Origin of the sequence: Weissella sp. MSCH1 (assembly GCF_045799135.1) — a bacterium.
In the GTDB taxonomy this organism is placed as follows: domain Bacteria; phylum Bacillota; class Bacilli; order Lactobacillales; family Lactobacillaceae; genus Weissella.
This window is the reverse complement of record NZ_JBJMBA010000022.1, coordinates 1-22628: the sequence shown is the minus strand read 5'-3', so window position 1 is coordinate 22628 and position 22628 is coordinate 1. Positions and strand designations below refer to the sequence as shown.

Genomic DNA, 22628 nt, shown 5'->3' with positions numbered 1-22628 from the left:
ATGGCAATAACTGAAGAAATAGAACGAGCGATTATGAGTTTAAGTGGTGCACAATTTCAAAGATTTGCTGATGACTACGTTCAGATACGTTATAATTTTGAAACTTTTAATAATCTTGGCCTCCAAGAGGGGGCTACAAAGACTACAAAAGGGGTTCCAGATAGTTACGGCGTTCGCACAGACGTTTATGTATGGTGCACACAGAGCTGATGTGAAATCAAAAATTACATCTGATTTAGAAAGCGTTAAACAAATATTGCTGCAATCTCCGGATATAGAAGTCGTATCAGTTAATACTATAAATCGCTTTACTCCTGAGGATGTTCGGAAATTTCAGGAATATTTGAGTCCTAATTTATTAACGTTAGTTGGTATTTCAGATTTATCGAAAGATTTGCTTTCAAAGATTAATATGCATCATCTGATTGCGGAACGACTGGGGTTGTCGGAACCAACGAATCAGGTAATGAGTATTAGAGATTTTATTGACAGAAATGAGCGTGTGAAAACGGCTCCTACATTAAAAAATGCATGGATAAATCTGGAAGAACGGTTTGAAGCCTTAAGAAAGGCTTTGAACGAAACGGACGTGGTAGTTGTAGTAGGTAATCCTGGTATTGGCAAGACGAGAACTGTTCTAGAATATTTGAGGCATCTTGATACAAGTACAAATCAAGTGATTGTGGTAAAAAGCAGTGGGGGAAAAGTAGTAACAGATGTAAAAAGGTTTTTAGATTACGAAAAAACAAATTATATTTTTATGGATGATGTGACAAATGTTTCGGATTACCAAGATGTAATGCAAATTGCTGAAACTTCTGATGAGTTAGACATTAAAATCATTGGGACGTTGCGGACCTATTTAAAAGATGAATTGGTTCAACAGAGGCTTTCATCGAAAATTAAATGGGTAAATTTTGAGAATATGGAAAGTGAGGTTCTTGACAAGGTCGTTGACGGTTTTGATATTACAATCAGTGAGGAAACTAAAGAACTAATAATGGCCCGGGCTAAAGGGAATCCGAGGATGGTAAGCATCTTCATGACGATGTTGAAACGAGGAATGGAACCTAATAGAGACTCAGTATTCCTGGGCTATTATGAGCAAATAGTGTCAGAAGGTGATATTTCACGCGACCAATTGAAGGTGTTGGCTATTTTACATATACAAAAGGCGTTTAACTTGCAAACTATTACTGATAGTGACCTGAAAATGTTCGATACGTTTGATATTAGTGATAGCACGGTGAAACGGGAAATTGAAGAATTAAATCAATTAGAATTTGTTGATATTTTCAATAATAAATATGTGAAAGTCGAAGATCAATCTTTCGGAGATTATGCAGTGTATTTGTTTTATCAGTTAATAGACTTCAAAAAATTATCAAAAGATCAGATTGGTCGTGTAGTCCAGTCGATTGTTATTTTTGATGATTTTAGAACGAATCAGGACATGATTCAAAAGTTAAAAGACAAATACCACGATACAAAAGGCAATGTTGAAAAACTTGAATATTTGTTGATGTTTGGGAATAACATGCTTAATGAAACTTTTGCGTATGCAGCGAAATGGGTAAATCAGTTAACTGAATCTGATATTGATGTTAAAAAAATTATTAAAGAGAATAAAAATAATTTGAATACTAGACTTCGTGAGTCGGAATTAATCGTTTTGTTAGTAAATAATCTAGACTTTTCGAACTATGCTTTTGCTTTGTTATTGAAAATGCTGAGAGTAAATGGAACACCCGCATTTGATGCGTTTGCAATACTAAAAAATTCCTTTGACTTTTCCGTGGATAATTCTCGCTTGCGATTTGATAATTTAAATATGCTTTTAGGACAATGGGGTGAAGTAAAATTATCACAAGAGTTGAAAAGTTCGCTAATTCAGGAATTCCTGAAGTTGCATAAAAGTAAGGCTCGTTTTACTACAGGAAATACGTTTAAGGTTATTGACTTTAGAATTGATGACAAATTGTTGTCGATTGTAGCCTCAACGCGTCAGAAGTTAATCGAAAAGTTGGCTGATACTGGCGATTTGCTTTGCTGGTTAATGTATAACATTCAGCAAGAGTTCAGAATGGATGGTACGAAGGCTATTGCTCAATTCGATATGGATGAAGCATTAAAGTATGATGCCGCGTACGAGGAATTGATTTCGGGGTACTTGTCAGAACTCAGCACCAAGTATCATGCAGATACTAATGAAGATTTATTCGCTGGTCGTTTACTATTCCATATTTTTAAATCTCAAGGTTATAACCCAGATATACGAGAAGAAGAATTAGAATACATCAGATTCCTTGTAGCTAAAATCGATAGTCTCTCGGATGTGTTAGCAATGATTATGAGACATATACCGGATGAATGTAAAGGGGATTTATTTAATGGGTGGATAAATCTGGCGCAAGCTTTTGCAGATGATGAGTTAGGGGGTTGGATAAGTTCATACTTAGATTTTGAATCTGGTGAAAAGTTAATAACCTCAAACATATTTAGTAGTCTTACTTTGAATCAGAGTGTTCAATTAGTGAATGAATCAAATGAAAAAAATAAATCAAATTGGTTACTAGAACTTGCGTTAACAAAGGAGCAAGACCAGGGAGCGTCACAAATCATAGAAGAAAATATTCTGCTAGTAAAAGATGAGATTATTACTAGAATAGGATTCGGGCGACTATATATGTTGGTTGGCAGTCAAACTATGAAAAAGATAATCGACAGACTGACGGATAATGATAAGCGTGCTAGGTTCTTTTTTTCATACGGAGGAAGAAAGTTAAATTTAAAAAATCTTACTGTGTATTTGAATTTGGGTGATCTTCAAAATTTGTATTTGCTTTCTGTTAAACGAAATTTTATTTTTGACGAGGATGTGCTATGCAAACTTTTTTTTACTGAAGAAGACGCTTTGAAACTCTATCTCGCTGGGTTTTCGTCAGTAATCAATAGCGAAAATCAGGTTGTCGAACGTGCTATTGTATTGGACGAGAGTGGGAAAATATTACTACAAACGCTGAAATTAATGTTTGAAAATAAAACGACAATGAATGTTTTATACTCATTACAATATGGAGAAAAAATCACCGAACCTTTACAAGCTAAATTCGTAGATGTTATTCAGTTAATGAACTTGCCGATGGATGAAAAAATATTTTATTTTGTTGTAAATCTTCTGTTCAACAATGCTGATATGGATATTAAACAAAAGATGGTGAAAATCTTATCAAAAATGGATTTTGAGACAATTGATTGGTCAAGAATTTATTTCGAAAAAATGAGCAGGTCTTGGAGTGGTAGCGAGGTGCCGCTGTTACAACAGGAATTAAAGGACATCGAATCATATATTGATCAAATTGACGCTGTGGAAAATATACAGTTGTTTGAACTGCTTTCTGAAAGAGTTGATAGTATGCGTCGCGACATAGAAAGAACGATCGATCGGGAATACGAAGAAAGTTTGTATGATTAGATAATTGAAACCAAACTTAATATGTGTGATTCACACCGACATTTATTTGGCGTTTATTATTTGATAAGGATTTTTTATAAAATTTCTTGAAAAAGAGCGAAAAAAGCGGTGATGATTTCTCACCACCGACCCAAAATATGCTGCCAGATTCGTCTGACCGCTTTATTTGTCATCAAGTACTTATCTCTGAGAAAAATCAGAAGCTAAAAGTGCGAAATTGCCGCCGTCTTCTTGATAGGGAGTGAATATTGATCAATAATCTGGTTCACATCATCAACTGAGGCTTCTAGCCAAAGTGCAACACGTCCAGAGTTTGAACGGTTGTTACCGGTTGTAATCTTACTTGCAGCATAAGCAATACGTACGTCTTCTTCTGTTAATGCCATTTAGTATCTCCTTAGAAAATTGACTGAAATGTTAGATGTGTTCGATATCGTTTTTGCAGGAGTCATCTCTTTTCTTTTTTAACAGTTAAACCTAATATTCAGTCTACTGTATTTTGGACGAAAGGGTTGACAAAAAGGGAACTAATTGTTCTATTTGATTTTCCAGTTTGATAAAACGGAGATATTTTGTACTGTAATTCGACTAACTTAATTAGTGTTTTAAGTGCTATAATAAATGTGAACAAAATCACAATATGAACTTTGGAGGGAATAACCATGGAACGAGTTTTTGCAAGTCCATCACGTTATGTGCAAGGGGCACATGTTTTGGAAACGGGGATTACACACATTAAAGAGTTGGGATCAAATGCTTTGTTGTTAGCTGGTAATCACACGTGGTCGGCTGTTGGCGAGACATTTGCTAAAAATTTGGAAGCAGCCGGCATGTCATATACTCGGGTTGCCTTTCAAGGAGAAGCATCACGCTCAGAAATTGCCCGTGCGGTAGAGATTGCCCGTGAAAATCAGAGTGACGTCGTACTTGGTTTAGGTGGTGGTAAGGCAATTGATTCTGCGAAGGCAATTGCAGATGAAGCGGACTTACCAGTTGTCATCTTGCCAACGCTGGCATCAACGGATGCACCAACTTCAGCTTTGTCTGTTATCTACACGGATGATGGGGCGTTTGAGAGTTACTTATTCTACAAAAAGAATCCAGAATTAGTGATGGTTGATACGGATGTTATCGCCAAGTCGCCAGTTCGCTATCTGGCATCAGGCATTGCGGATGCAATGGCAACTTTGATTGAGGTAAAGGCTGTGAGTGAGAAGCATGGTGACACGATGGCTGGTGGTAAGCAAACGTTGGCCGCTGTCGCGATTGCCGAGAAAGCGGAAGAAACGCTATTCAACTACGGACTTCAAGCAATTGAAGCCAACCGACAAGGGGTCGTTACGTCAGCGCTTGAATCCGTTGTTGAAGCGAACACCCTATTATCAGGGTTAGGCTTTGAATCTGGTGGTTTAGCCGCAGCGCACGCAATTCACAATGGATTCACAGCGTTGACAGGTGATATTCACCACTTAACCCACGGCGAAAAAGTTGCGTATGGTACGTTAACGCAGTTAGTTTTGCAAAACGAAACAGCCGAGACACTGAATAAGTATATTGATTTCTATCAGAAGTTAGGCTTGCCAACGACCTTAGCAGACATGCACTTAGAGAATGCTTCTCGTGAAGATCTATTGAAGATTGGTGTCCAAGCGACGGCTGAAGGGGAAACGATCCACCAAATGCCATTCGTAGTCACGGCTGAAGATGTTGCAAATGCACTTGTGGCAGTTGATGCTTATGTGAAGTCACGTTAAAAATGCTTTAAATCAAGGCGCCTGCATTAAGTTGTGGTCGCCTTTTGTTATGGATAAAGTACGACAAAACCTTGAAGAAAATGGTGCCTCGGGTTTTGATTGGCTAAAACTCCGGTATAATTGTAAATATAAGCAAACGGGGGTAGAATGATGGATTTCTTTGAAGATAACGGATTATTCCAGGATAAGCCGGAGTACAGCGATGAAGTGGCTGCTGAAGTTGATGAGCAGATGAAAGTGTTAATTGCAGATTACTTAACATCGGCTGTTTGGCAAGAAAAGCCACTTGTTGCCAAAGAAAAAGATGCTGAAAATATTTTAGAAGCGACGGGTGAAATGATGTATATATATCATCGTGAAGTACCTGGTCAGTGGACCGACGATGCCATGGCTGACGTGCTAACATATTATTTCCCAGCGAAAGTCATTATGGCAAAGCGCCTGTTTTCAAAAATATCTAAAGTGACTGCTGGTTTTGTGCAGTTTTACGGTACGAAGGTGGCAAAATCTCCAGATATGATGATTGAAACAATTAAATACTCACACGATTTAATTCGTGAGAACGCAAAAATGTGGCAATAACGTTGCCGTTTTAATTAAAGACACACCAAAAAGGGGATGCACCGCAAGATGCATCCCCTTAACTATACCCAAAACAATTAACCAACCTGGTTATACCCATCAATAATCGCATTAACGTTCGCCACATCCGCAGCGACCCAGTCGGCCATCGACAATGACGTGTACAATTGGTGCTCCGTGTGTTCACCAGCTAGCGAATCCAAGACCAACGTTTCGGCGTCACTAATCTCGTGACCGTTGAAAACGGCTTCATCGCGGTGGGCGATGGCACCAATTTCAGTTAACGCCACGAATTGATCATTGCCGTTAAATTGATTCAGTGGCGTCAACCCCATGAACAACAAACCGGTTGGTTCAAAGCTGACCACGTAGTTCTTACCTGTGAACGAGTTGAACGCCGCGATGACGTCCTCCAATTTGTGGCTGGCTTGAATGTAAGCCAAGTTTGATGTATCAGCGGGGTAACCCAATTCTTGTTTCTTCGCCGCGATATCGGCACTGTTAAAAGCACTTGCCATTGTCTGTCCTCCTGCCGGGATTAACGTGGACCAGGGATTGCACGTGTTGCAGCGCGGTGGCTGCCAAATAGGAACTGACATATATTAGCATAAAGCCCGTTATCAGTGGCCTGAAAAGGGTAGCCGGGGTAGTGTTCGGAAGTTAAATGAGAATAATTCTAATAAACTTATTGACTTTTCATTTTAACGTGACTACAATAAGTGCAACGAAGAAGAGGTGAGTAACCAAGCCTAAGTTGTTCAGAGAGTTGCGTAAGGTGTGAAGCAATCAACTTAGTTGGTGAATATGGCCTTGGAGTGGGTTGAAACGATGATGATGAACGTCGTTTCCGGGTGCGCCCGTTATCGCGCTAGAGTATCACCGCTTTTTTAGCGCGTACTTGATAAGTGTCCAAAGGTGATTTTGGGCAGAATTCGGGTGGTAACACGATGATGAGTCGTCCCGTTGCAGACAATTGTGCTGCGACGGGACGTTTTTTATTTGGAGGAAAGTATGAGCACAGATTTAACAACATTAGCATTACCAGATGGTGAGATGGTCACCGAGCCGCCTGTGCTTGCAGAATACCGGCTGAATCCCTATACCCAAGAAACAGCAGCTGAGGGGCAACCAATCGCGGTGGTGTTTGCTGCTTCTGTGGCGGACGTCCAAGCCACGTTGCAATTTGCGACGGCGCATCATATTCCAGTCGTGACCCAGGGTGCCCGCACGTCAATTGCGAATGGGGCAGCCGGTTTGGATGGCAGTATTCTTCTGAATTTATCCCGGCTCAATCACATTGTGGCGTTGCAACCAGAGAATCAAACGGCGGTGGTCGAGGCTGGGGTGTTGAACGGCGACCTCGATCAAGCTGCTCGTAAAGTCGGTTACTTTTACGCGCCAGACCCAGGTTCGAAGCCAATTAGTACCATCGGCGGCAATATCGCAACGAACGCAGGTGGAATGGCGTCGTTGAAGTACGGCACAACTCGTGAAAATGTCTTGGGCCTTAAGGTTGTCCTCGCCGACGGTCGTTTATTAGAACTCGGCGGGGCCACATTTAAGAACAATGCCAGTTATGACTTAACCGACTTGTTCATTGGTTCGGAAGGTACGCTTGGGGTGGTCGTTGAAGCCACTGTACGTCTCCGACCAATTCCGTTTGGCGATACTGTGACGGGCTTAGCGACCTTTGCGGATGTGCATGCATTAACGCATGCCGTGCAAGTGCTGCAAGCCAGTGGTGTTAATCCATCAATGCTAGAAGTTCTAAATCGGGTGTCAATTGAAGCGCTTGATGAGTACGAAGGTATTGATTTGGGCGGGCGTGGCGAACAAGCCTTGCTGATTTTCCAACTTGATGTCGCAGTTGCCGGTGCGTTGGATTTGGTTGATGACCTGCTCCGTAAGGCTGGTGCTCAGACAATTGATGTCACGTCGGACCCGGCCCGCACGGCGACTATTATCAAAATTCGCCAAGATATCTTTGCGGCCGGCGCGCAATATGGCCGTTTAATTGTGGAAGACATTGCCGTGCCATTAGGACAGTTAGCAACTGTCGCCGATCGCGCGGAAGCGATTGCCGCTAAGCATGGTCAACGGTTATTGTTGCTCGGCCACGCTGGCGACGGTAACTTGCATCCGGATATCATTTTAGAAAGTAAAGATGGGGCTTTACCCGCGGAAACGCAGGCCTATATTGATGAGCTACTGCCCTTTGTGATTAGCATCGGTGGCACGGTCAGTGCGGAACACGGGATTGGCACGATTAAAAAGAAGTGGGTGCCACAGCAATTGTCACCCGCGGTGCAAACATTACAACAACAAATTAAAGTCGTTTTTGATCCGACCGGTATTTTAAACCCTGGTCGCAAGTTTTAGGGAGGTAGACGATGAGCTTAAATGAACGCTTAACACAGATTCAGCCCAATGCGATTCGAGCATTCGACGCCCAGATTAGTGATGTGGCTGATATTTTGAAATTGACGCTGGGTGAACCAGATTTCAATGTACCGACCCACATTAAACAGGCAGCAATCGACAGCATTTTAGCAGATGATTCACATTACGCACCGGCCGCTGGGACGCAAACGTTGCGGGAAGCGGCGGTGCACTTCTTAGCTGACCGGTACAACCTGCAATATGATGCTGACTCACAAGTCATTGTGACGTTGGGGGCCACGGAAGGGATTTATGACACGATTACCGCCGTTGTTAATCCTGGCGACCGTGTCTTGATTCCGGCGCCAAACTTCCCGTTGTATGACCCGACGGTGGTCTTGGCTGGTGGCGTACCAACCTATGTGGATACATCGGCGACTGACTTCTTGCTCACGCCGGACCAATTACAGGGCGCGATTGACACATATGGCGATCAACTAGTGGCGGTTGTGCTGAACTATCCATCAAATCCAACTGGGGCAACCTACACGTCGGAACAATTATCGGCGTTGGCAGATGTCTTACGTGGGACGGACATCACAGTGATTGCGGATGAAATTTATTCAGAGTTAGTTTATGACGGACAACACACCTCGATTGCCCAGTACTTGCCCGACCAAACGTTGGTCTTGAACGGGGTATCGAAGTCACACGCGATGACGGGTTACCGCATTGGGTTTGTGGTGGGCCCAACGAAATTAATCAGTGCGGTCGGCTTGATTCACCAATTTGCGGTGACGTCAGCCTCGAATCCAGCGATGGCCGGGGCTGCGGAAGCACTGGGTACTGAAGCGGGGCGCCAAGATACGTTGGCGATGAAGGCTGAATATTCAGCCCGGCGCGATTACTTGGTAAAGGCGTTACGCGAACTTGGCTTTGCGATTCCGCAACCAGCCGGGGCCTTTTATGTCTTTGCCCAGATTCCAGATGGTTTGGATCAAGATGACGGGGCCTTTAGTTTGGCGCTTGCCCAGGAAGGCAAGGTCGCGGTTATTCCGGGATCCGCCTTTGGAATTGGTGGGGCCGGCTACATTCGATTGAGTTATGCGGCTTCGTTAGCTGATTTGCAAACGGCTGTCGCGCGGATTGCCGCATTTATTACAGATTAAACTAGGTTATTTTTAGGGGGATATTCATATGGCACGTAAGATTGCAATTATTGGGTTAGGACACGTTGGAGCCGCTATTGCGCACGGGTTGGTAACCACGGGTGGCGCGGATGAATTGATTTTCATCGATACCAACAGCGCTAAAGCTGAAGCAGAGGCCTTGGACTTTCAAGATGCGGCGGCGAATTTGAAGTATGACGTGCACATTGTGGTGAATGACTGGCAAGCGTTGAATGATGCGGATATTGTCATTTCAACGCTGGGTCAAATTTCATTACAAAAGACTGGACAAGCGACTGGTGATCGCTTTGTTGAACTGCAATTCACCAAACAACAGGTGCGTGGGGTTGCCGATAAGATTGTGGCGTCTGGGTTCCATGGCGTGCTAGTAGTGGTGACGAACCCAGTCGATGTCATCACGGCCTTGTACCAACGCTTTACTGGGTTCCCAGCTAATCGAGTTATCGGTAGCGGGACGTTACTGGATACGGCGCGGATGCAACGGGCGGTTGGCGTTGCGTTGGGCGTGAATCCCAAGTCGGTGAGCGGTTACAACTTGGGTGAACACGGTAATTCGCAGTTCACGGCTTGGTCAACGGTCCGCGTCCATGGTGAATTAGTCGGTGATGAAGCCGATTTGGATTTGGATGCCTTGGAAGATGAAGCCCGTCGTGGTGGGTACACCGTTTATGCGGGTAAGGAATTTACCAGTTACGGCATTGCAAGTGCCACGATCCATTTGGTTGAAGCGGTGCTCTCAGACTCACATGAAGTCTTGCCGGTTTCAACCTATCAAACGGATTTGGAAACGTACTTGTCTTACCCCGTGGTCGTGGGACGTGCTGGGGTATTGCATAAGGCGCCACTGCAATTGACGGACAGTGAGCAACAAAAGTTAACAGAGTCGGCGGCTTACATTAAGCAACGCTTTGATGATGTTTACGCTGAATTAGCAGATTAATTGGTTATTAGGAGATAGGAGAAAATTATTATGACGACAAATGGATTGAAGTTTGGGGTAGCAATTGCAGCAACTGTTTTGGCCGGATCAGTGGCCTTACCAGCCGTGACGGCCAGTGCAGATTCAAAGACTGTCACCGTCGGAATTGTGGGTACCCAGGATGCTGGTTTGTGGAAGACGGTCGCCAAGACGGCTAAGAAGGAATACGGCATTACGCTAAAGACGAAGGTGTTCTCGGATTATAACCAACCAAACAAGGCGGTGGCAGATGGTTCGTTGGACCTGAACGCGTTCCAACACTACTACTTCCTTGACAACTGGAACCACTCTAATGGTAATTCTGTGAAGGCAATTGGTAAGACGATTATCACGCCAATTCGCTTGTATTCTGAGAAGCACAAGTCACCTAAGGATTTCCAAAAGGGTGACAGTATTGCGGTGCCAAATGACGCCACGAATGAAGCTCGTGCATTGATTCTGTTGCAATCAGCCGGGTTGATCACCTTGAAGGATGTGGCCTTGCCAACGGTGAAGGATATTGCGACGAACAAGTTGAACTTGCAGATTAAGGAAGTCGATGCTGCACAAACACCAACGGCTTTGAAGTCAGAGGCTGGCGCAGTCATTAATACCAACTACGCCCAACAAGCCAAGATTAAGTTGAGCTCGGCCATTTATGTTGAGCCGGTTAACAAGAAGTCAGCTGAATGGATTAATGTGATTGCAGCGTCAAAGAAGCACGCAAACAAGAAGATTTACAAGGAAGTGGTGAAGGCTTACCAGACCAAGGCTACCAAGGCTTACTTGAAGTCTGAATGGGGTCAAGCCGAGCTACCAGCTTGGGATATTACGTTGAAGTAAACAGTTAATAGGGAGTATTTTATGCATAAAGTGAAGTTGGGTTTGTTAGTGGCTAGTGCGTTGGTCACGGCCGGGGTTGGCGTCGTCGCCCAAGACCAAGGTGTGTTGGCAGCCGATAATAAGACGGTCACAGTGGGTGTGGTTGGTGATACGGCCCGCGAATTGTGGGAAAATATTGGGCAACGCGCCAAGAAAGAGTATGGCATCACGATTAAGTTGAAGGAATTCAATGATTATGTGAAGCCAAATCAGGCATTGGTCGATGGGAGTTTGGATTTGAATGCCTTCCAAACCAAGATTTTCTTTGATGATCAGAATAAGAAAATGGGTAGCAAGTTGACGTCGATTGGTAAGACGGTGATTGTGCCAATGCGGTTGTACTCGTTGAAAGCCGATAAGCTTAGTGACATCAAGTCAGGGGCCACAATTGCGGTGCCAAACGATGCGACGAACGAGCAACGTGCCTTGAATGTCCTGGTGCAAGCCAAGTTGATCAAGTACAACACCAAGGTGACCGATCCAACGGCGAAGGATATTACCTGGAATCCCAAGAAGTTGCACATCAAGGAAGTAGACGCTGGTCAAGCTGTCTCAGCCTTGAAGACTACGGATGCAGCGGTGATAAACGGTAACTTTGCCCACGATGCCAAGTTAGCGGACAAGGATATTTTGTTAACGCAAAATTTGAAGAAAAATGTTGATCCGTACATTAACTTGATTGCAGCCCGTAAGACGGAAGCTAATAAGAAGGTGTATAAGCAAATTGTGAAGGTATACCAAACAGCCGAAACAAAGGCTGAAATTAAAAAGTTGTTTGGCAATTCACAGTATGCCGCTTGGAATTTGAAGTAAATCCGGAAAATCCGGCACATGATGAAGCGAGCTGACACAAAGGTTGTGTTAGGTCGCTTCTTTTTGTGCTAAAAAGTAAGGAATGTCCCGGGATTGAGCTGAATTCGGCTTGTTTTGGCTGAGAATGGCCAGTGATTGTTAAAACTGTCGCAAACTAGGCCAATTTGCAACCATTTCCGCTAATACAGGGGCTAGGGGGTTATTATAATGACAAGGGAAAAAGGAACGCATCGATATTAAGGGGGTTCGTATCATGATGACATTTCTATTTAGTTTGTTTAGCTTGATTGCCGCAGCAGTTTCATTTGCTGGTTACAAGACAATCTTTAAGATTGAAGAGAATGATGAAGATGTTGCTGACGTGGTGTCAGCAAAGGTGGCGTCGCATAAGCACGATGCAAACAATGGAATGGCTGCGTCACACTAATTTGGGATTAGTGTGCGCCGTGATACGTCGGGATACCCGTTGGCTGTGGTGGCTGACGGGTTTTTATTGCGCCGGTAAAAAAGACTGACGCTAGGTCAGCCTGTTAATTGTTAAATAAGTTGCATAATTCCGGTGATGATGGGACCGAGTGACAAAAGTGCAATGACGATGCCAATGTAAAAACCGTAACCAAACCCCAGTAGTTTAAATGGTGAGTCAGTCGGACGGGCCACCTTTTCATAGATTTTGACCGATCGTTTTGACAGCACGATTTCTAATAAGCCGAGTCCGAGCATGATAATCCCCAAAAACAGTGTCATGATACCGCCTCCTTATGCTCAGTCTAGCAAAAAATTAGTTAGTACAACAGCAAAGCGTTGGTTGTTTTTTGCGCAACTTCTGCTAGACTAAAGAAGAATTGAATATTCACCACTAGGGGAGCCATTTGGCTGAGACGGGAAACCGGACCCTTTGAACCTGTTGAGTTAAGACTTGCGTAGGGAAGATGGTAGACCGACTAGAATGTCTTTCCAATCGATCGATCCGTTTTTTGTTACGCGGGTTGGCCGATTTTTTTAGTTTCTAGGAGGAATGATGACAACGTTATTGACCAATATCCGTGAACAACAGCCACTGGTATTAAATGTGGCGAACTTGGTAACCATGCAACGGGTTGCCGATGCAATTAATGTATTGGGGGCATCCCCCTTAATGACCGATGAGGTGGCCGAAGCCGAAGAATTGGTGGCCATCGCCGATGCTGTCGTGTTGAATACCGGTACCTTATCGGAAGCCCGCTGGCCACTATTTGTTGCAGTTGGGCAAGCAGCCAACCGGCAACACAAACCCGTCGTGTTGGATCCGGTGGCGGTGGGGATGCCGTACCGGGCGCAGTTTGTGACGCGTTTGCTAGACATGATTAAAGTCGATGTCATTCGAGGCAATGCGGCCGAAATTGGTTGGTTTGCCGGGGTAACCGTGGCCGGTCAAGGGATTGATGCCCATGAGACTGACGCCCATGTGGCAAATGCTGTGGCCGCAGCCAAACAAACGGGCGCCACGATTGTGCAAACAGGCGTTATTGACGTGATTACCGATGGCCAATCAACCCGCCAGGTGACAACTAATTCACCGTTGTTGGCGGTGAATGTCGGTGCCGGCGATATGTTAAGTGGCATAGTTGGCGCGTTTGTCGCCGTGACCGATGATTACCTGTTGGCTGGTGAGACTGCTGCACAAGTGCTGGGCCAGGCTGGTGAGCAAGCAACTGCGCAGGGCCCAAATCGACCCGGTACATTTGTTGCGACCTTATTTGATGCACTGTACCAATTGACCCAAGCGGAGGTGATTGCATGATTGACGTGCCACAAGTCATGACAGTTGCGGGCATTGATGCCAGTGGTGGCGCTGGTGCAAATGCCGATTTAAAAACCTTTCATAACCAAGGCGTGTATGCAGCGTCGATTATCACGGGTTTAACCGCGCAAAATACGTTGGGCGTACAAGCTGTTTTGCCCACCCCAGCCGATTTTGTGACTGCCCAGTTTGATAGTGTGTTAGCAGATTTATCGATTCAAGCGGTGAAAACAGGTGCTTTGTTTGATGCGGAACGGGTCCAAACGGTGGCGGATAATTTGGCACAAGCCCAAATCCCATTTGTGGTGGTTGACCCAGTCATGGTCGCTAAAGGTGGCGCGCCATTACTGACGGATGACGCAGTGGCAGTGTTGGTTGCCGAATTACTGCCACTGGCGACGGTGATGACACCTAATTTAGCGGAAGCGAGTGTATTACTTGACCGGCCAATTACGTCGGAAACCGCGATGGTGGCGGCTGCGCATGATTTACGGGCCCTTGGACCAGCGAATGTCGTCCTAAAGGGTGCCCATTTGGCTGACAGTCGCTCAGATGAAGTGGCAGACTATGTTGCGTTAGCCGACGGGACGGGGTTCTGGCTCCGTGCGCCGCGGGTGGCAACTAACCGCACCCACGGCACTGGCGATACCTTATCGGCGTATATCACTGCACATTTGGCTAAAGGTGAAACACTAGCAGCGTTGATGCCAGATGCCAAGCGGTTTATGACAGCAGCGATTTCAGAAACAATTGCTGTCGGTCATGGACACGGACCATTGAATCATTGGGTGACGGGATGAATAAAGATGACTTACAACGCTATTTTGTAGCTGGCTCACAGGACTTTCCAACATTGACCTTGTCGGAATATGAAGCCAAGATTGTCGCGATAATGCAAACCGGGATTACTGCCTATCAGTTCCGGGAAAAAGGGGCTGGGCTGACAGATTCGGTCACCCGTTTGCCGTTAGCGCGTCGATTGCAAGCCGCCGCCAAGGCCGCCAATGTCCGCTTCTTTATTGATGATGATGTCGATCTTGCGCTGGCAATCGGGGCAGATGGCATTCACGTTGGCCAAGATGACCGTGATATTCGGACGGTGATTGCGGAGACGCCGCCCGAGATGATTGTCGGTCTGTCGGTGCGTAATGTGACTGAAATGCAGGCCGCACAAGCAGTGGTCGGGCTGGATTATCTGGGGGTCGGGCCAATTTTTGCCACGACGACGAAAGCGGATGCTGCCGAGCCGTTGGGTTTGGCCGGTTTAACGACCGTGTTAGCACATAATGAACACCGTTTACCAACGGTCGGGATTGGTGGTATCAGTCTTGCGACGTTACCAGCGCTTGCTCGGACGGGTCTAGATGGTGTCGCGGTGGTCAGTTTGCTCAGTCAGGCGCCTGATGCTACGACGGTAGTGCAGGAGATGACCAGCTTATGGGGGATGGCAGAATGAAGCAAACAGAGCTCGGACAAATTCAAACAAAATGGTTGACGGAGATTATGGCGACTCCGTTCGTGCAAGGTATTCGCACGGGTGACTTAAGCCAGGCCAGCCGGGATTACTATGTTGCCCAAGATACCCATTACGTGGGGCGTTTTGAGGCGTTACTTGCGCAAACGATGCAACAATTGCCACCGACGTTACGGCGTCGAGCTGTTGTGACAGCTGATGAGGCAGATGCTCATTTGGGGTTGCAACCTAGTGATCGTTATCATCAGATTGATCCGGCACCCCATAATTTGGCCTATTTGGCGCATCTTGATCAGACGGTGCAGCTAGGTGATCCGTTAGCTAGTATGTTAGCGTTATTACCCTGTACCGAATCGTACGGTTTGATTGCGCAAAAATTAGCCCAAGCAGGTGTAGCGCCCAGTGGGTACACAGACTGGGTGGCGTACTATGTGGGGGATGCTTATCAAAGCGCGGTTACCTGGAGCTGGACAACTGTGGCACAACTCTTACAGCAAGGCCAATCAGCGACAATTGACTACGCGGGCATATACGCAACGTCGTATCAGCACGAACTGACATTTTGGCAAATGGCTGAAAATTAATTGCTGAACAAAATTTTTCATGCTACAATAAAACTATCTTGTGAGGTACCGGTGCGCCGGTGCCTCATTTGTCGTTTATCGGGGAATTGCAACAGGGTTAACAGTTTCGGAGGGGGGGCCTAAATGGTGACGACGTTGGTAAAAAATCGTAATAATAAAAACCGCGCCATTGATAAACGGTGCGGTTGGGTGTCATTAGTAACTATAATCATAAAGTTTTGCGAGAAAGAGCTTGTAATTGGCTGTTTCCGGGGTTGTGAAAGCCAGTTGGGCGCTCCCGTCAAGAATCGTTTCGGGTTCCTCGTAAGCAGCCATCACCAAGGCTGGAAACTCGATATGTCCGTCTTCTAACAGATCGGGTCCCTGGACATCCAGCACCTTAATCGCTGGATTTTCTTCATATGGATCCTCCATGTCGACGACCTCTAAGTCAAACCGCCAGTCATCCCCAAAATCGTAGACATACGTTGCGTGGGTTAAGTTGGAAAAGAAGTCCATCAATAAGACGGCGGGCATCTTTAACGTTTTGTGGCGGAAATCAGGTTGTTGTTCAAATTGAGACAGCTCATCCCAATGCTTCAGTTGTTGCTTTTGCTTAAGCTTGTCGTCGGCAATGCCGAGTTTGTCGTTGGTAATGTAGTAAATGCCGCCGTCGAACTTATACAGATGCGAATCAGTTAGCCCGAACGCTAGCTGTAGCGCTTTGTGTAGTTGGGCCATTTGGCGGAATTCGGGAATCCGTATTAATCGTGAAATTTCAGGTAATGTAGGGTCGGCTAACGTTGCTTTGATAATCATAACGGTACCTCGTTTCGTAGTGACTTCATTGTAACAAGTTTGGGTGAAGGATGTATGGTCGCCACCAAATTTCCGGTATAATGAATGTAAAGCAATTTGGGGGAATTGAACATGGCAAAGTTGACAGAAAATCTGCAGGCGGTAAAACGAGGCGCTCAGCGTTTGGGTGATGATGTAAAACAACGGGCGACGGATACGCGGTTAAACATGACGATTAATCGTAAATTGGCCTTGCCGTTCAAAGCGATGAAGCAAAGTCGGCGGGCCGCGATTGCACAGCTAGCAGAATTGTATAAAGCAAACACAATTTCGACGAGTGAATTCAACATTGTGGCGCACCGGTTTGAAACACAATTGGTGGCAGATGTTAATGAAGCCATGCGTAATATGGTCGTGGCGTTTATGACCGATGAAGCGACGCAACAGTTTGAATTTGATGCGGAATTGGTGCATGACGTGCAGTTATCAGTGGTGACGCCAACCAACTACGTGAAGTTGGCAGCTAATCCGGCCGGAAAGTCGATTAGCAACGCAACTAAGCGAGCAGTTGTGTTGCAAGCGGGGCAAATGGCGATTTCACAAGCAGCTAAGTTACGTAAGAAAACTAACAGCACGGGGACGACGAAACGGGGTTCGGGCGTTGCGAAAGGTTTGGCGGTCGATGCCGCCGTTGCTGGTATTGGTATGGCTGCCGAAACGATTCAGCAACAACTGATGGCCCGCAAGCAATTTAAAGTGTCAGGCTTACAAGGTGAATATGACAGCGTTCTGCAACAAGTGGCTGAACAAGTCGAAGCTTTTAAGGCTAGTCTGCAAGTGGCCGATCCAGGTTTGAAATTGTTGCCAATGACTGAGTTGATTGATGACGTAACAGATCAGCAAGATTAAATAACCGGTAACACCATAGCGTTTGTTATGGTGTTTTCATTTGCAAATGCTTATACTGGTAGGCGAATCAGATTGTGAGGGATGCAATTGAAAAGACTAGGATTAAGTTTGGCAGTTGTGGTAGCGATGATACTGTTCACGACTAGCAACGTTCAGGCGGCTGATCAGGCAACCGAACGGATTAAACAATTAGACACAACGCTGGAACAAGCCCAAGAAGTGACGCTGGTGCAGAAATTCTTCCGGTTATCGACGTCGTACGATGTCCGGGTAGCGGGTAAATCAGTTGGCACGTTGACGGGCGATTTTTGGCACCCGTTTGGTGATACGTTGGCGCTTGAGACGCCAGCTGGTGACGTGGCTTACCGTGAACACCAGTCTCGGCGACTATTGGCGTTGTCAATCGCACGTGGCGGTGTCTTTGCGACGGCCGACGGTACATATGATGGCGCGCTGCGCGAAAAGGTGTGGGCCTTATTCTTCCATCAGTACCAGTTTTTGGATAAAGCAGGGGATGTCGTTGGCCAATCGCGGCGGAATCCATTCCATTTATTCGCAACTAGTTATCGGATTACGGATAACAACGGCAAGCGTCTGTATACAGCAACAACGGAGCGTTGGCACTTGACCAAGCAAATTAAGATTAAGCAGGTGCGGTCGTCAAAGCAGATTAATATGAAAAAAGCCGTCATGGTTACGGCAATTGAAGAAGCTATTGACGAGGCAAAGCGTTCAAAACGATAGGGGATACTCATGAAAACAATCGTAATTACTGGTGGTAGTGATGGTATTGGTGCTGCAGCGGCGCAAGCGTTGGTTGGCTTAGGACATCAGGTTGTCATTGTTGGCCGGAATCCAGCGAAGACGGCAGCTGTTGCAAACGCACTTAAGATGCCATACCACTTGGCGGACTTTACCAAACTTGCCGATGTGCAACGTCTGGCAAACGAGCTACGCCAGTATGATCATATTGATGTGCTGGCGAATAATGCCGGCGGTATCATGGGCGAGCGCACATTAACAGCCGATGGTTTCGAGAAGACGTTTCAGGTTAATCACTTAGGCGCCTTTTTATTGACCCAACTGTTGCTCGATAAATTGGTGGCGGATCACGCGACAGTCATCGCAACGTCAAGTATCGCGGCTAATTTGTTTGGGGCACCATTTGATGTTAATGATCTCAACGTGGTCCAAAGCTATACGTCGGAAAAAGCGTACGGGTATGCGAAGTACGAAAATATCTTATTCACCCGCGAATTAGTGCGTCGTTATCCAGGACAATTGCATGCGGTTGCGTTTCATCCGGGAGTCGTCCGGACGAGTTTTTCGAGTGAATCGAATACTGTGATGCGTTGGCTCTATCAGACACCACTGAAATATTTGGGAACAATTAGCCCAGCCAAGAGTGCGCAACGCCTGGTTAAGTTAGCTTTGGGTACACCGGGAGTCGACTTTACCGATGGTGCCGTTTATAACGGTAACCACCTGCTGAAGGTGAAGAACCAAGATATCGACGGGCAAGATGGCCAAGCTTTATGGGAAGCGTCAATGCGCGCAGTTGCGAATTATCTAGCCTAATAGCTTGAATCTCTAAGAGAATGAGCCTACAATTTTCGTGTAGATTTATATTAAGATATAGAAGGCTTATCATGATTGAGTTCATTTTAATTATTGTGGCCGCGGTGGCGTTTACTTTGTTTGAAGTGTTACGGCGCCGGTCGCACGCAAATTTCAAGCAGAAAAAGGCAGTTGTAACAGCGCAAAGTGGTTATGACCCCAACGATTGGTATGACGATGGCACAACGAAGGACGTATCGGTGACGCACGTGCGGCCAAGTTACCGGCGCGTGTATCAGGCGGACAATGTTGTGCCAGAAGGTGTTGACCTTAATACTAAGGGCATTGTTACCATTAACGGACATAAATTTTTGGGCATCGTTAACGAGTTAAATCACCAAGCACGTTGGGTTGATTTAGCCGATGCCAAGACAATTGATTACGATGACTTGTATGGTCAAGGCATCACATGGGCGGAAGTTATGGCCCAGATAAAATAAGGGTGATTGATTTGGCTGTTTTGGTGGCAACGCTACCGAGACAGCTTTTCTTTTTAACACACCAAGAAAGCGCTTACATCCGAGGGCGATTTGTGCTATGCTTAACAGGTAAAAATGATATCAATTTGGGGGATAATCATGGCACTATTAGGGGCAATTGAAGGTGGCGGTACCAAATTTGTGGTGGCCGTGGCCGATGCGGCACATCCAGAGACGGTTGTTGCACGGGAAAGTTTTCCGACGGCGTACGCAGCTGAGACGATGAGTCAGATTCAAGCGTTTTTCGATCAATATCAGGATATTGTTGCGATTGGTATTTCAATGTTTGGACCAATCGATGTTAATCCAGCCAGTCGCACATATGGCTATGTGCTGGCAACGCCCAAGCGTGGTTGGTCGGGGTACAACTTTTTGGGCGCCATGACTGAATGGCGCGATATACCATACTATTGGACAACGGATGTGAACGGTTCAGCGTGGGGCGAATTCGTATCAGGCGCTGGTCAGGAAAACGATAACATCCTGTATTTGACGGTTGGTACGGGGATTGGCGCCGGCATTGTAGCCAATGGTCAATTACTGCAAGGTATTTCGCATCCGGAAGCGGGCCACATTATGGTGAATAAGCACCCAATGGACACGTATAAAGGACACTGTCCATTCCACGGCGATCATTGTTTAGAAGGTGTCGCGTCTGGACCGGCAATGGCTGAACGATGGGGTCAACCCGCTAATTTGTTAGATGATGACAGCACAGCCTGGCAACTTGAGGCATTCTACTTGGCTCAGGCGGCTGTGACGTATACAACGATTTTGCGACCAGAAAAAATCATTTTTGGCGGCGGTGTGCCACATCGCGATGTCTTGATGTCGCTTGTCCGCAAGTCGTTTGCAGCACAATTGTCAGATTACTTGGCGGTGCCGAACTTAGACGACTACTTGGTTCGAGCGGGTAATGGGGATGACGCTGGTATTTTAGGTAGCTTCTACTTGGCCAAGACATTAGTTTAAATTCACGCTATAATGAAAACCTGATCAATGATGGTCAGGTTTTTTGCGTTAGGAGGCACACTTGGTATGCAGGATGAACAACAGGTGATTGAATTTTGGGGACCGGAATTGTTGAAGGCGGCTGTCTTTGATGGTATTTCATTAACGGACGGTACGTTTATGACCGATGCGTCACGCCGATTAGTGTTTATTGGCTCATCTGATAGTGCGGTTGCGATGACTGAGACAGTTGACCCCGCCACCAATGCGCATCCGCTCCTTGTGAAGCAGTTTCCAGTGACGGATAAAACATTGTCAGTGTTGCGGATGGCGTTTCCGGGTTATGACGTGCTACTAACGGATGGCATCTATCGGTTAGACTGGCGCCCAACTTGGGGGCACCCAACGATTCGGCAAAGTTATATTGCGGATTTTAAAGATGCGTTTGAGTATGAGGTAGGTCATCAACAATTTGCGAGCTACCTCCGTGATGCAACAATTCGCTATGCTGAGGAAGGGTAAACGAGACGAGATGAAAAAGAGTACGTTAAAGTTGGGCATGACCATTGCTGCGGTTGCACTGTTTGTCTATGCGTTGGTCGATATGTTTTTATACCATGATAATCGGCGCATGGCATTGATTGTGTTCGTAGCGCTACTGTTAGGTTATTACGCCGCAAAAGTGAAATAAGAATGACGAGGCAGTTTGATTGTTAATCGAGTTGCCTATTTTTTATGCCTTAATCTGTTGGTATAATGGAGAGACTTAAAGGGAGTGATAGAAAAATGATGATGATTTTGCAAGTAATTGTGTTGATTTTTATTGTGTTAGCATTAGCTGGTTTAGTAATTGGGTTAATTGGTGGCTTGTTCCGTTTCTTTAAGACAAACCGACAATTACCAATGGGTACTCGGTTTCAACTATTAGGTAAAGATGTATTTGGTACGATGGTTAAGATGATTGGACGTATTTTTACATCACTGGCGAACTAACTCAGAAAGTGAGGACATTGATGTATTACGAATTTACGACAGTTACAATTGCGGACGAGTTAGCTGAATTACATATTGTCGCGCAAGATAGTGACGTGCCTGCGCAGCATGTTCGCGTGGCGTTGTCGCAAAAGTTAGCGAAACGGTTGGGACTGAATTATGACTCGTTACCACGATTAACGGATGAGGATGAACGGACTTATTATGCGGTGACGACCGGGGATGACCAGGTTTTGGTTCGAAATGCAGTTGATCATGACCCGGAGACTTTGGTTGTCGGTGACTGGGAGACCTATCTGGATGGTAGCCAAGGTGAGTTTGGTCCATTTGTTTTTGCTTTAGTTGATGAATGGCGAAATGCTACGGAAATTCGCGATAGGTTCCAGGTGGGCCAAGCGTCGTTTGAGATGCAATCTGAGTGGCCGTGGATGTTCTACCAAGCGCCACGTGAAATGACTAAGCGGATGGTGTTGGATCATCGCGACTTTCATAGTGAAACGATTGCCAAGGTTCAGCGGACTGTCGCGCGTGATTTACATTACGGTAAGTAATGCGTCATTTGCAGGGGCCTACTAGTCGTGATAGAGTACGTATATAGGAGAGCCGGAGAGAACATGGTTGGTCACACCAGTTATTATCAGACAAGTCCTCCTATTATTAGACATTGTAAAAATAGCTGGTTAAAACGGTGGCGATTGTCACCGTTTTTTGTTTGCAAAATTTGTTTTAAAGAAAGTGTTGACGATTACAAAAGAAGCGTGTAGTATATATCAAGTCGTCAACGGAGATATGAAATATCTTCGAAAACGATGTGAAACAGAAATGAAATTGGTTGTTGACAATTGAAATCATCTTCTGTAATATAGATTAAGTCGTCAAGGCGACTAAGTAGGTCATTGAAAACTGAATATCGTTTCGATGAAACAAATGTGTAGGGTCATCAAGCAAGTTCTTGATGCAAAAACATTTGCGAAGTCAATTCGCTAGTAAATTCGTTTAACTTCTGTTAAACAACAAAAATTGAGTTA

27 protein-coding genes, 1 riboswitch and 1 other annotated feature are annotated in these 22628 nt (G+C 45.5%); of the genes, 23 read left to right on the top strand and 4 right to left on the bottom strand.

Annotated features, from left to right (window positions below; genetic code table 11):
- Complete coding sequence (locus tag ACJ28U_RS01080; protein WP_407618121.1) at positions 1-210, top strand: glutamate dehydrogenase; 210 nt, start codon at positions 1-3, stop codon at positions 208-210.
- Positions 188-3475 (top strand): hypothetical protein, encoded by a 3288-nt coding sequence (locus tag ACJ28U_RS01075; RefSeq protein ID WP_407618120.1) that lies wholly within the window; start codon positions 188-190, stop codon positions 3473-3475. Before ACJ28U_RS01080 ends, ACJ28U_RS01075 begins: the two co-directional genes overlap by 23 nt.
- A gap of 203 nt (positions 3476-3678) precedes the next feature.
- On the opposite strand, the gene ACJ28U_RS01070 is transcribed toward ACJ28U_RS01075, so the two are convergent.
- On the bottom strand, positions 3679-3861 hold the full coding sequence (locus tag ACJ28U_RS01070) for a hypothetical protein (RefSeq protein ID WP_043709621.1): 183 nt from the start codon (positions 3859-3861) through the stop codon (positions 3679-3681).
- 276 nt (positions 3862-4137) lie between these two features.
- Here ACJ28U_RS01070 and ACJ28U_RS01065 point away from each other — a divergent pair, with 276 nt between their 5' ends.
- Positions 4138-5229: a glycerol dehydrogenase gene (locus ACJ28U_RS01065; protein ID WP_407618119.1), complete on the top strand. Its 1092-nt coding sequence runs from the start codon at positions 4138-4140 to the stop codon at positions 5227-5229.
- 147 nt (positions 5230-5376) lie between these two features.
- The gene (locus tag ACJ28U_RS01060; protein ID WP_407618118.1) at positions 5377-5811 is read left to right on the top strand and encodes a hypothetical protein; all 435 of its coding nucleotides are present in this window, start codon (positions 5377-5379) and stop codon (positions 5809-5811) included.
- A 77-nt stretch (positions 5812-5888) separates the two neighbouring features.
- On the opposite strand, the gene ACJ28U_RS01055 is transcribed toward ACJ28U_RS01060, so the two are convergent.
- Complete coding sequence (locus ACJ28U_RS01055) at positions 5889-6329, bottom strand: hypothetical protein (protein ID WP_195318049.1); 441 nt, start codon at positions 6327-6329, stop codon at positions 5889-5891.
- Positions 6330-6529: 200 nt separating this feature from the next.
- Positions 6530-6777: a binding site (T-box leader), on the top strand.
- A gap of 45 nt (positions 6778-6822) precedes the next feature.
- On the opposite strand from ACJ28U_RS01055, the gene ACJ28U_RS01050 reads away from it, so the two are divergent.
- The 6 genes from ACJ28U_RS01050 (at position 6823) to ACJ28U_RS01025 (ending at position 12460) form a co-directional block, all read left to right on the top strand.
- Entirely contained in the window at positions 6823-8190 is a 1368-nt protein-coding gene (locus ACJ28U_RS01050) for an FAD-binding oxidoreductase (protein WP_407618117.1), read from the top strand.
- Between the two features lie 11 nt (positions 8191-8201).
- On the top strand, positions 8202-9359 hold the full coding sequence (locus tag ACJ28U_RS01045) for an aminotransferase class I/II-fold pyridoxal phosphate-dependent enzyme (protein ID WP_407618116.1): 1158 nt from the start codon (positions 8202-8204) through the stop codon (positions 9357-9359).
- 28 nt (positions 9360-9387) lie between these two features.
- Positions 9388-10320 carry an L-lactate dehydrogenase gene (locus ACJ28U_RS01040; protein WP_141146505.1) on the top strand — a complete coding sequence of 311 codons (933 nt, stop codon included), beginning with the start codon at positions 9388-9390 and terminating at the stop codon, positions 10318-10320.
- 30 nt (positions 10321-10350) lie between these two features.
- On the top strand, positions 10351-11181 hold the full coding sequence (locus ACJ28U_RS01035) for a MetQ/NlpA family ABC transporter substrate-binding protein (protein WP_085640076.1): 831 nt from the start codon (positions 10351-10353) through the stop codon (positions 11179-11181).
- 21 nt (positions 11182-11202) lie between these two features.
- Entirely contained in the window at positions 11203-12033 is an 831-nt protein-coding gene (locus ACJ28U_RS01030) for a MetQ/NlpA family ABC transporter substrate-binding protein (RefSeq protein ID WP_407618115.1), read from the top strand.
- A 253-nt stretch (positions 12034-12286) separates the two neighbouring features.
- Positions 12287-12460 (top strand): hypothetical protein, encoded by a 174-nt coding sequence (locus ACJ28U_RS01025; RefSeq protein ID WP_162835704.1) that lies wholly within the window; start codon positions 12287-12289, stop codon positions 12458-12460.
- Positions 12461-12570: 110 nt separating this feature from the next.
- On the opposite strand, the gene ACJ28U_RS01020 is transcribed toward ACJ28U_RS01025, so the two are convergent.
- On the bottom strand, positions 12571-12780 hold the full coding sequence (locus ACJ28U_RS01020; protein WP_407618114.1) for a hypothetical protein: 210 nt from the start codon (positions 12778-12780) through the stop codon (positions 12571-12573).
- Between the two features lie 104 nt (positions 12781-12884).
- A riboswitch (TPP riboswitch) is annotated at positions 12885-12980 on the top strand.
- A gap of 74 nt (positions 12981-13054) precedes the next feature.
- Between ACJ28U_RS01020 and thiM the strand changes: the two genes are divergently transcribed.
- From thiM to ACJ28U_RS01000, 4 genes are read left to right on the top strand one after another with little or no spacing between them, the layout of a single operon-like run.
- Positions 13055-13816, top strand: coding sequence for a hydroxyethylthiazole kinase (gene thiM, locus ACJ28U_RS01015; RefSeq protein WP_407618135.1), 762 nt, complete (start codon positions 13055-13057; stop codon positions 13814-13816).
- Complete coding sequence (gene thiD / locus ACJ28U_RS01010; protein WP_407618113.1) at positions 13813-14616, top strand: bifunctional hydroxymethylpyrimidine kinase/phosphomethylpyrimidine kinase; 804 nt, start codon at positions 13813-13815, stop codon at positions 14614-14616. The genes thiM and thiD overlap by 4 nt, the downstream gene beginning before the upstream one ends.
- Positions 14613-15272, top strand: coding sequence for a thiamine phosphate synthase (gene thiE, locus ACJ28U_RS01005; RefSeq protein ID WP_407618112.1), 660 nt, complete (start codon positions 14613-14615; stop codon positions 15270-15272). Before thiD ends, thiE begins: the two co-directional genes overlap by 4 nt.
- On the top strand, positions 15269-15874 hold the full coding sequence (locus ACJ28U_RS01000) for a TenA family protein (RefSeq protein WP_407618111.1): 606 nt from the start codon (positions 15269-15271) through the stop codon (positions 15872-15874). Before thiE ends, ACJ28U_RS01000 begins: the two co-directional genes overlap by 4 nt.
- A 195-nt stretch (positions 15875-16069) precedes the next feature.
- Here ACJ28U_RS01000 and ACJ28U_RS00995 read toward each other — a convergent pair whose 3' ends face one another.
- On the bottom strand, positions 16070-16672 hold the full coding sequence (locus ACJ28U_RS00995; protein ID WP_085640096.1) for an IS1096 element passenger TnpR family protein: 603 nt from the start codon (positions 16670-16672) through the stop codon (positions 16070-16072).
- A 111-nt stretch (positions 16673-16783) separates the two neighbouring features.
- On the opposite strand from ACJ28U_RS00995, the gene ACJ28U_RS00990 reads away from it, so the two are divergent.
- The 9 genes from ACJ28U_RS00990 (at position 16784) to ACJ28U_RS00950 (ending at position 22151) form a co-directional block, all read left to right on the top strand.
- Complete coding sequence (locus tag ACJ28U_RS00990) at positions 16784-17560, top strand: hypothetical protein (protein WP_407618110.1); 777 nt, start codon at positions 16784-16786, stop codon at positions 17558-17560.
- Positions 17561-17641: 81 nt separating this feature from the next.
- Positions 17642-18304, top strand: coding sequence for a hypothetical protein (locus tag ACJ28U_RS00985; protein ID WP_407618109.1), 663 nt, complete (start codon positions 17642-17644; stop codon positions 18302-18304).
- A gap of 9 nt (positions 18305-18313) precedes the next feature.
- Positions 18314-19138 (top strand): SDR family NAD(P)-dependent oxidoreductase, encoded by an 825-nt coding sequence (locus tag ACJ28U_RS00980; RefSeq protein ID WP_407618108.1) that lies wholly within the window; start codon positions 18314-18316, stop codon positions 19136-19138.
- A gap of 71 nt (positions 19139-19209) precedes the next feature.
- On the top strand, positions 19210-19617 hold the full coding sequence (locus ACJ28U_RS00975) for a hypothetical protein (protein ID WP_407618107.1): 408 nt from the start codon (positions 19210-19212) through the stop codon (positions 19615-19617).
- Positions 19618-19755: 138 nt separating this feature from the next.
- Entirely contained in the window at positions 19756-20628 is an 873-nt protein-coding gene (locus ACJ28U_RS00970; protein ID WP_060654848.1) for an ROK family protein, read from the top strand.
- 66 nt (positions 20629-20694) lie between these two features.
- Positions 20695-21129, top strand: a complete 435-nt coding sequence (locus ACJ28U_RS00965; protein ID WP_407618106.1) for a hypothetical protein — start codon at positions 20695-20697, stop codon at positions 21127-21129.
- A 10-nt stretch (positions 21130-21139) separates the two neighbouring features.
- Positions 21140-21298: a hypothetical protein gene (locus tag ACJ28U_RS00960; protein WP_162835703.1), complete on the top strand. Its 159-nt coding sequence runs from the start codon at positions 21140-21142 to the stop codon at positions 21296-21298.
- 95 nt (positions 21299-21393) lie between these two features.
- Positions 21394-21600: a hypothetical protein gene (locus ACJ28U_RS00955; protein WP_063084296.1), complete on the top strand. Its 207-nt coding sequence runs from the start codon at positions 21394-21396 to the stop codon at positions 21598-21600.
- A 20-nt stretch (positions 21601-21620) separates the two neighbouring features.
- Positions 21621-22151, top strand: coding sequence for a hypothetical protein (locus tag ACJ28U_RS00950; RefSeq protein WP_407618105.1), 531 nt, complete (start codon positions 21621-21623; stop codon positions 22149-22151).
- Positions 22152-22628 lie beyond the last annotated feature (477 nt).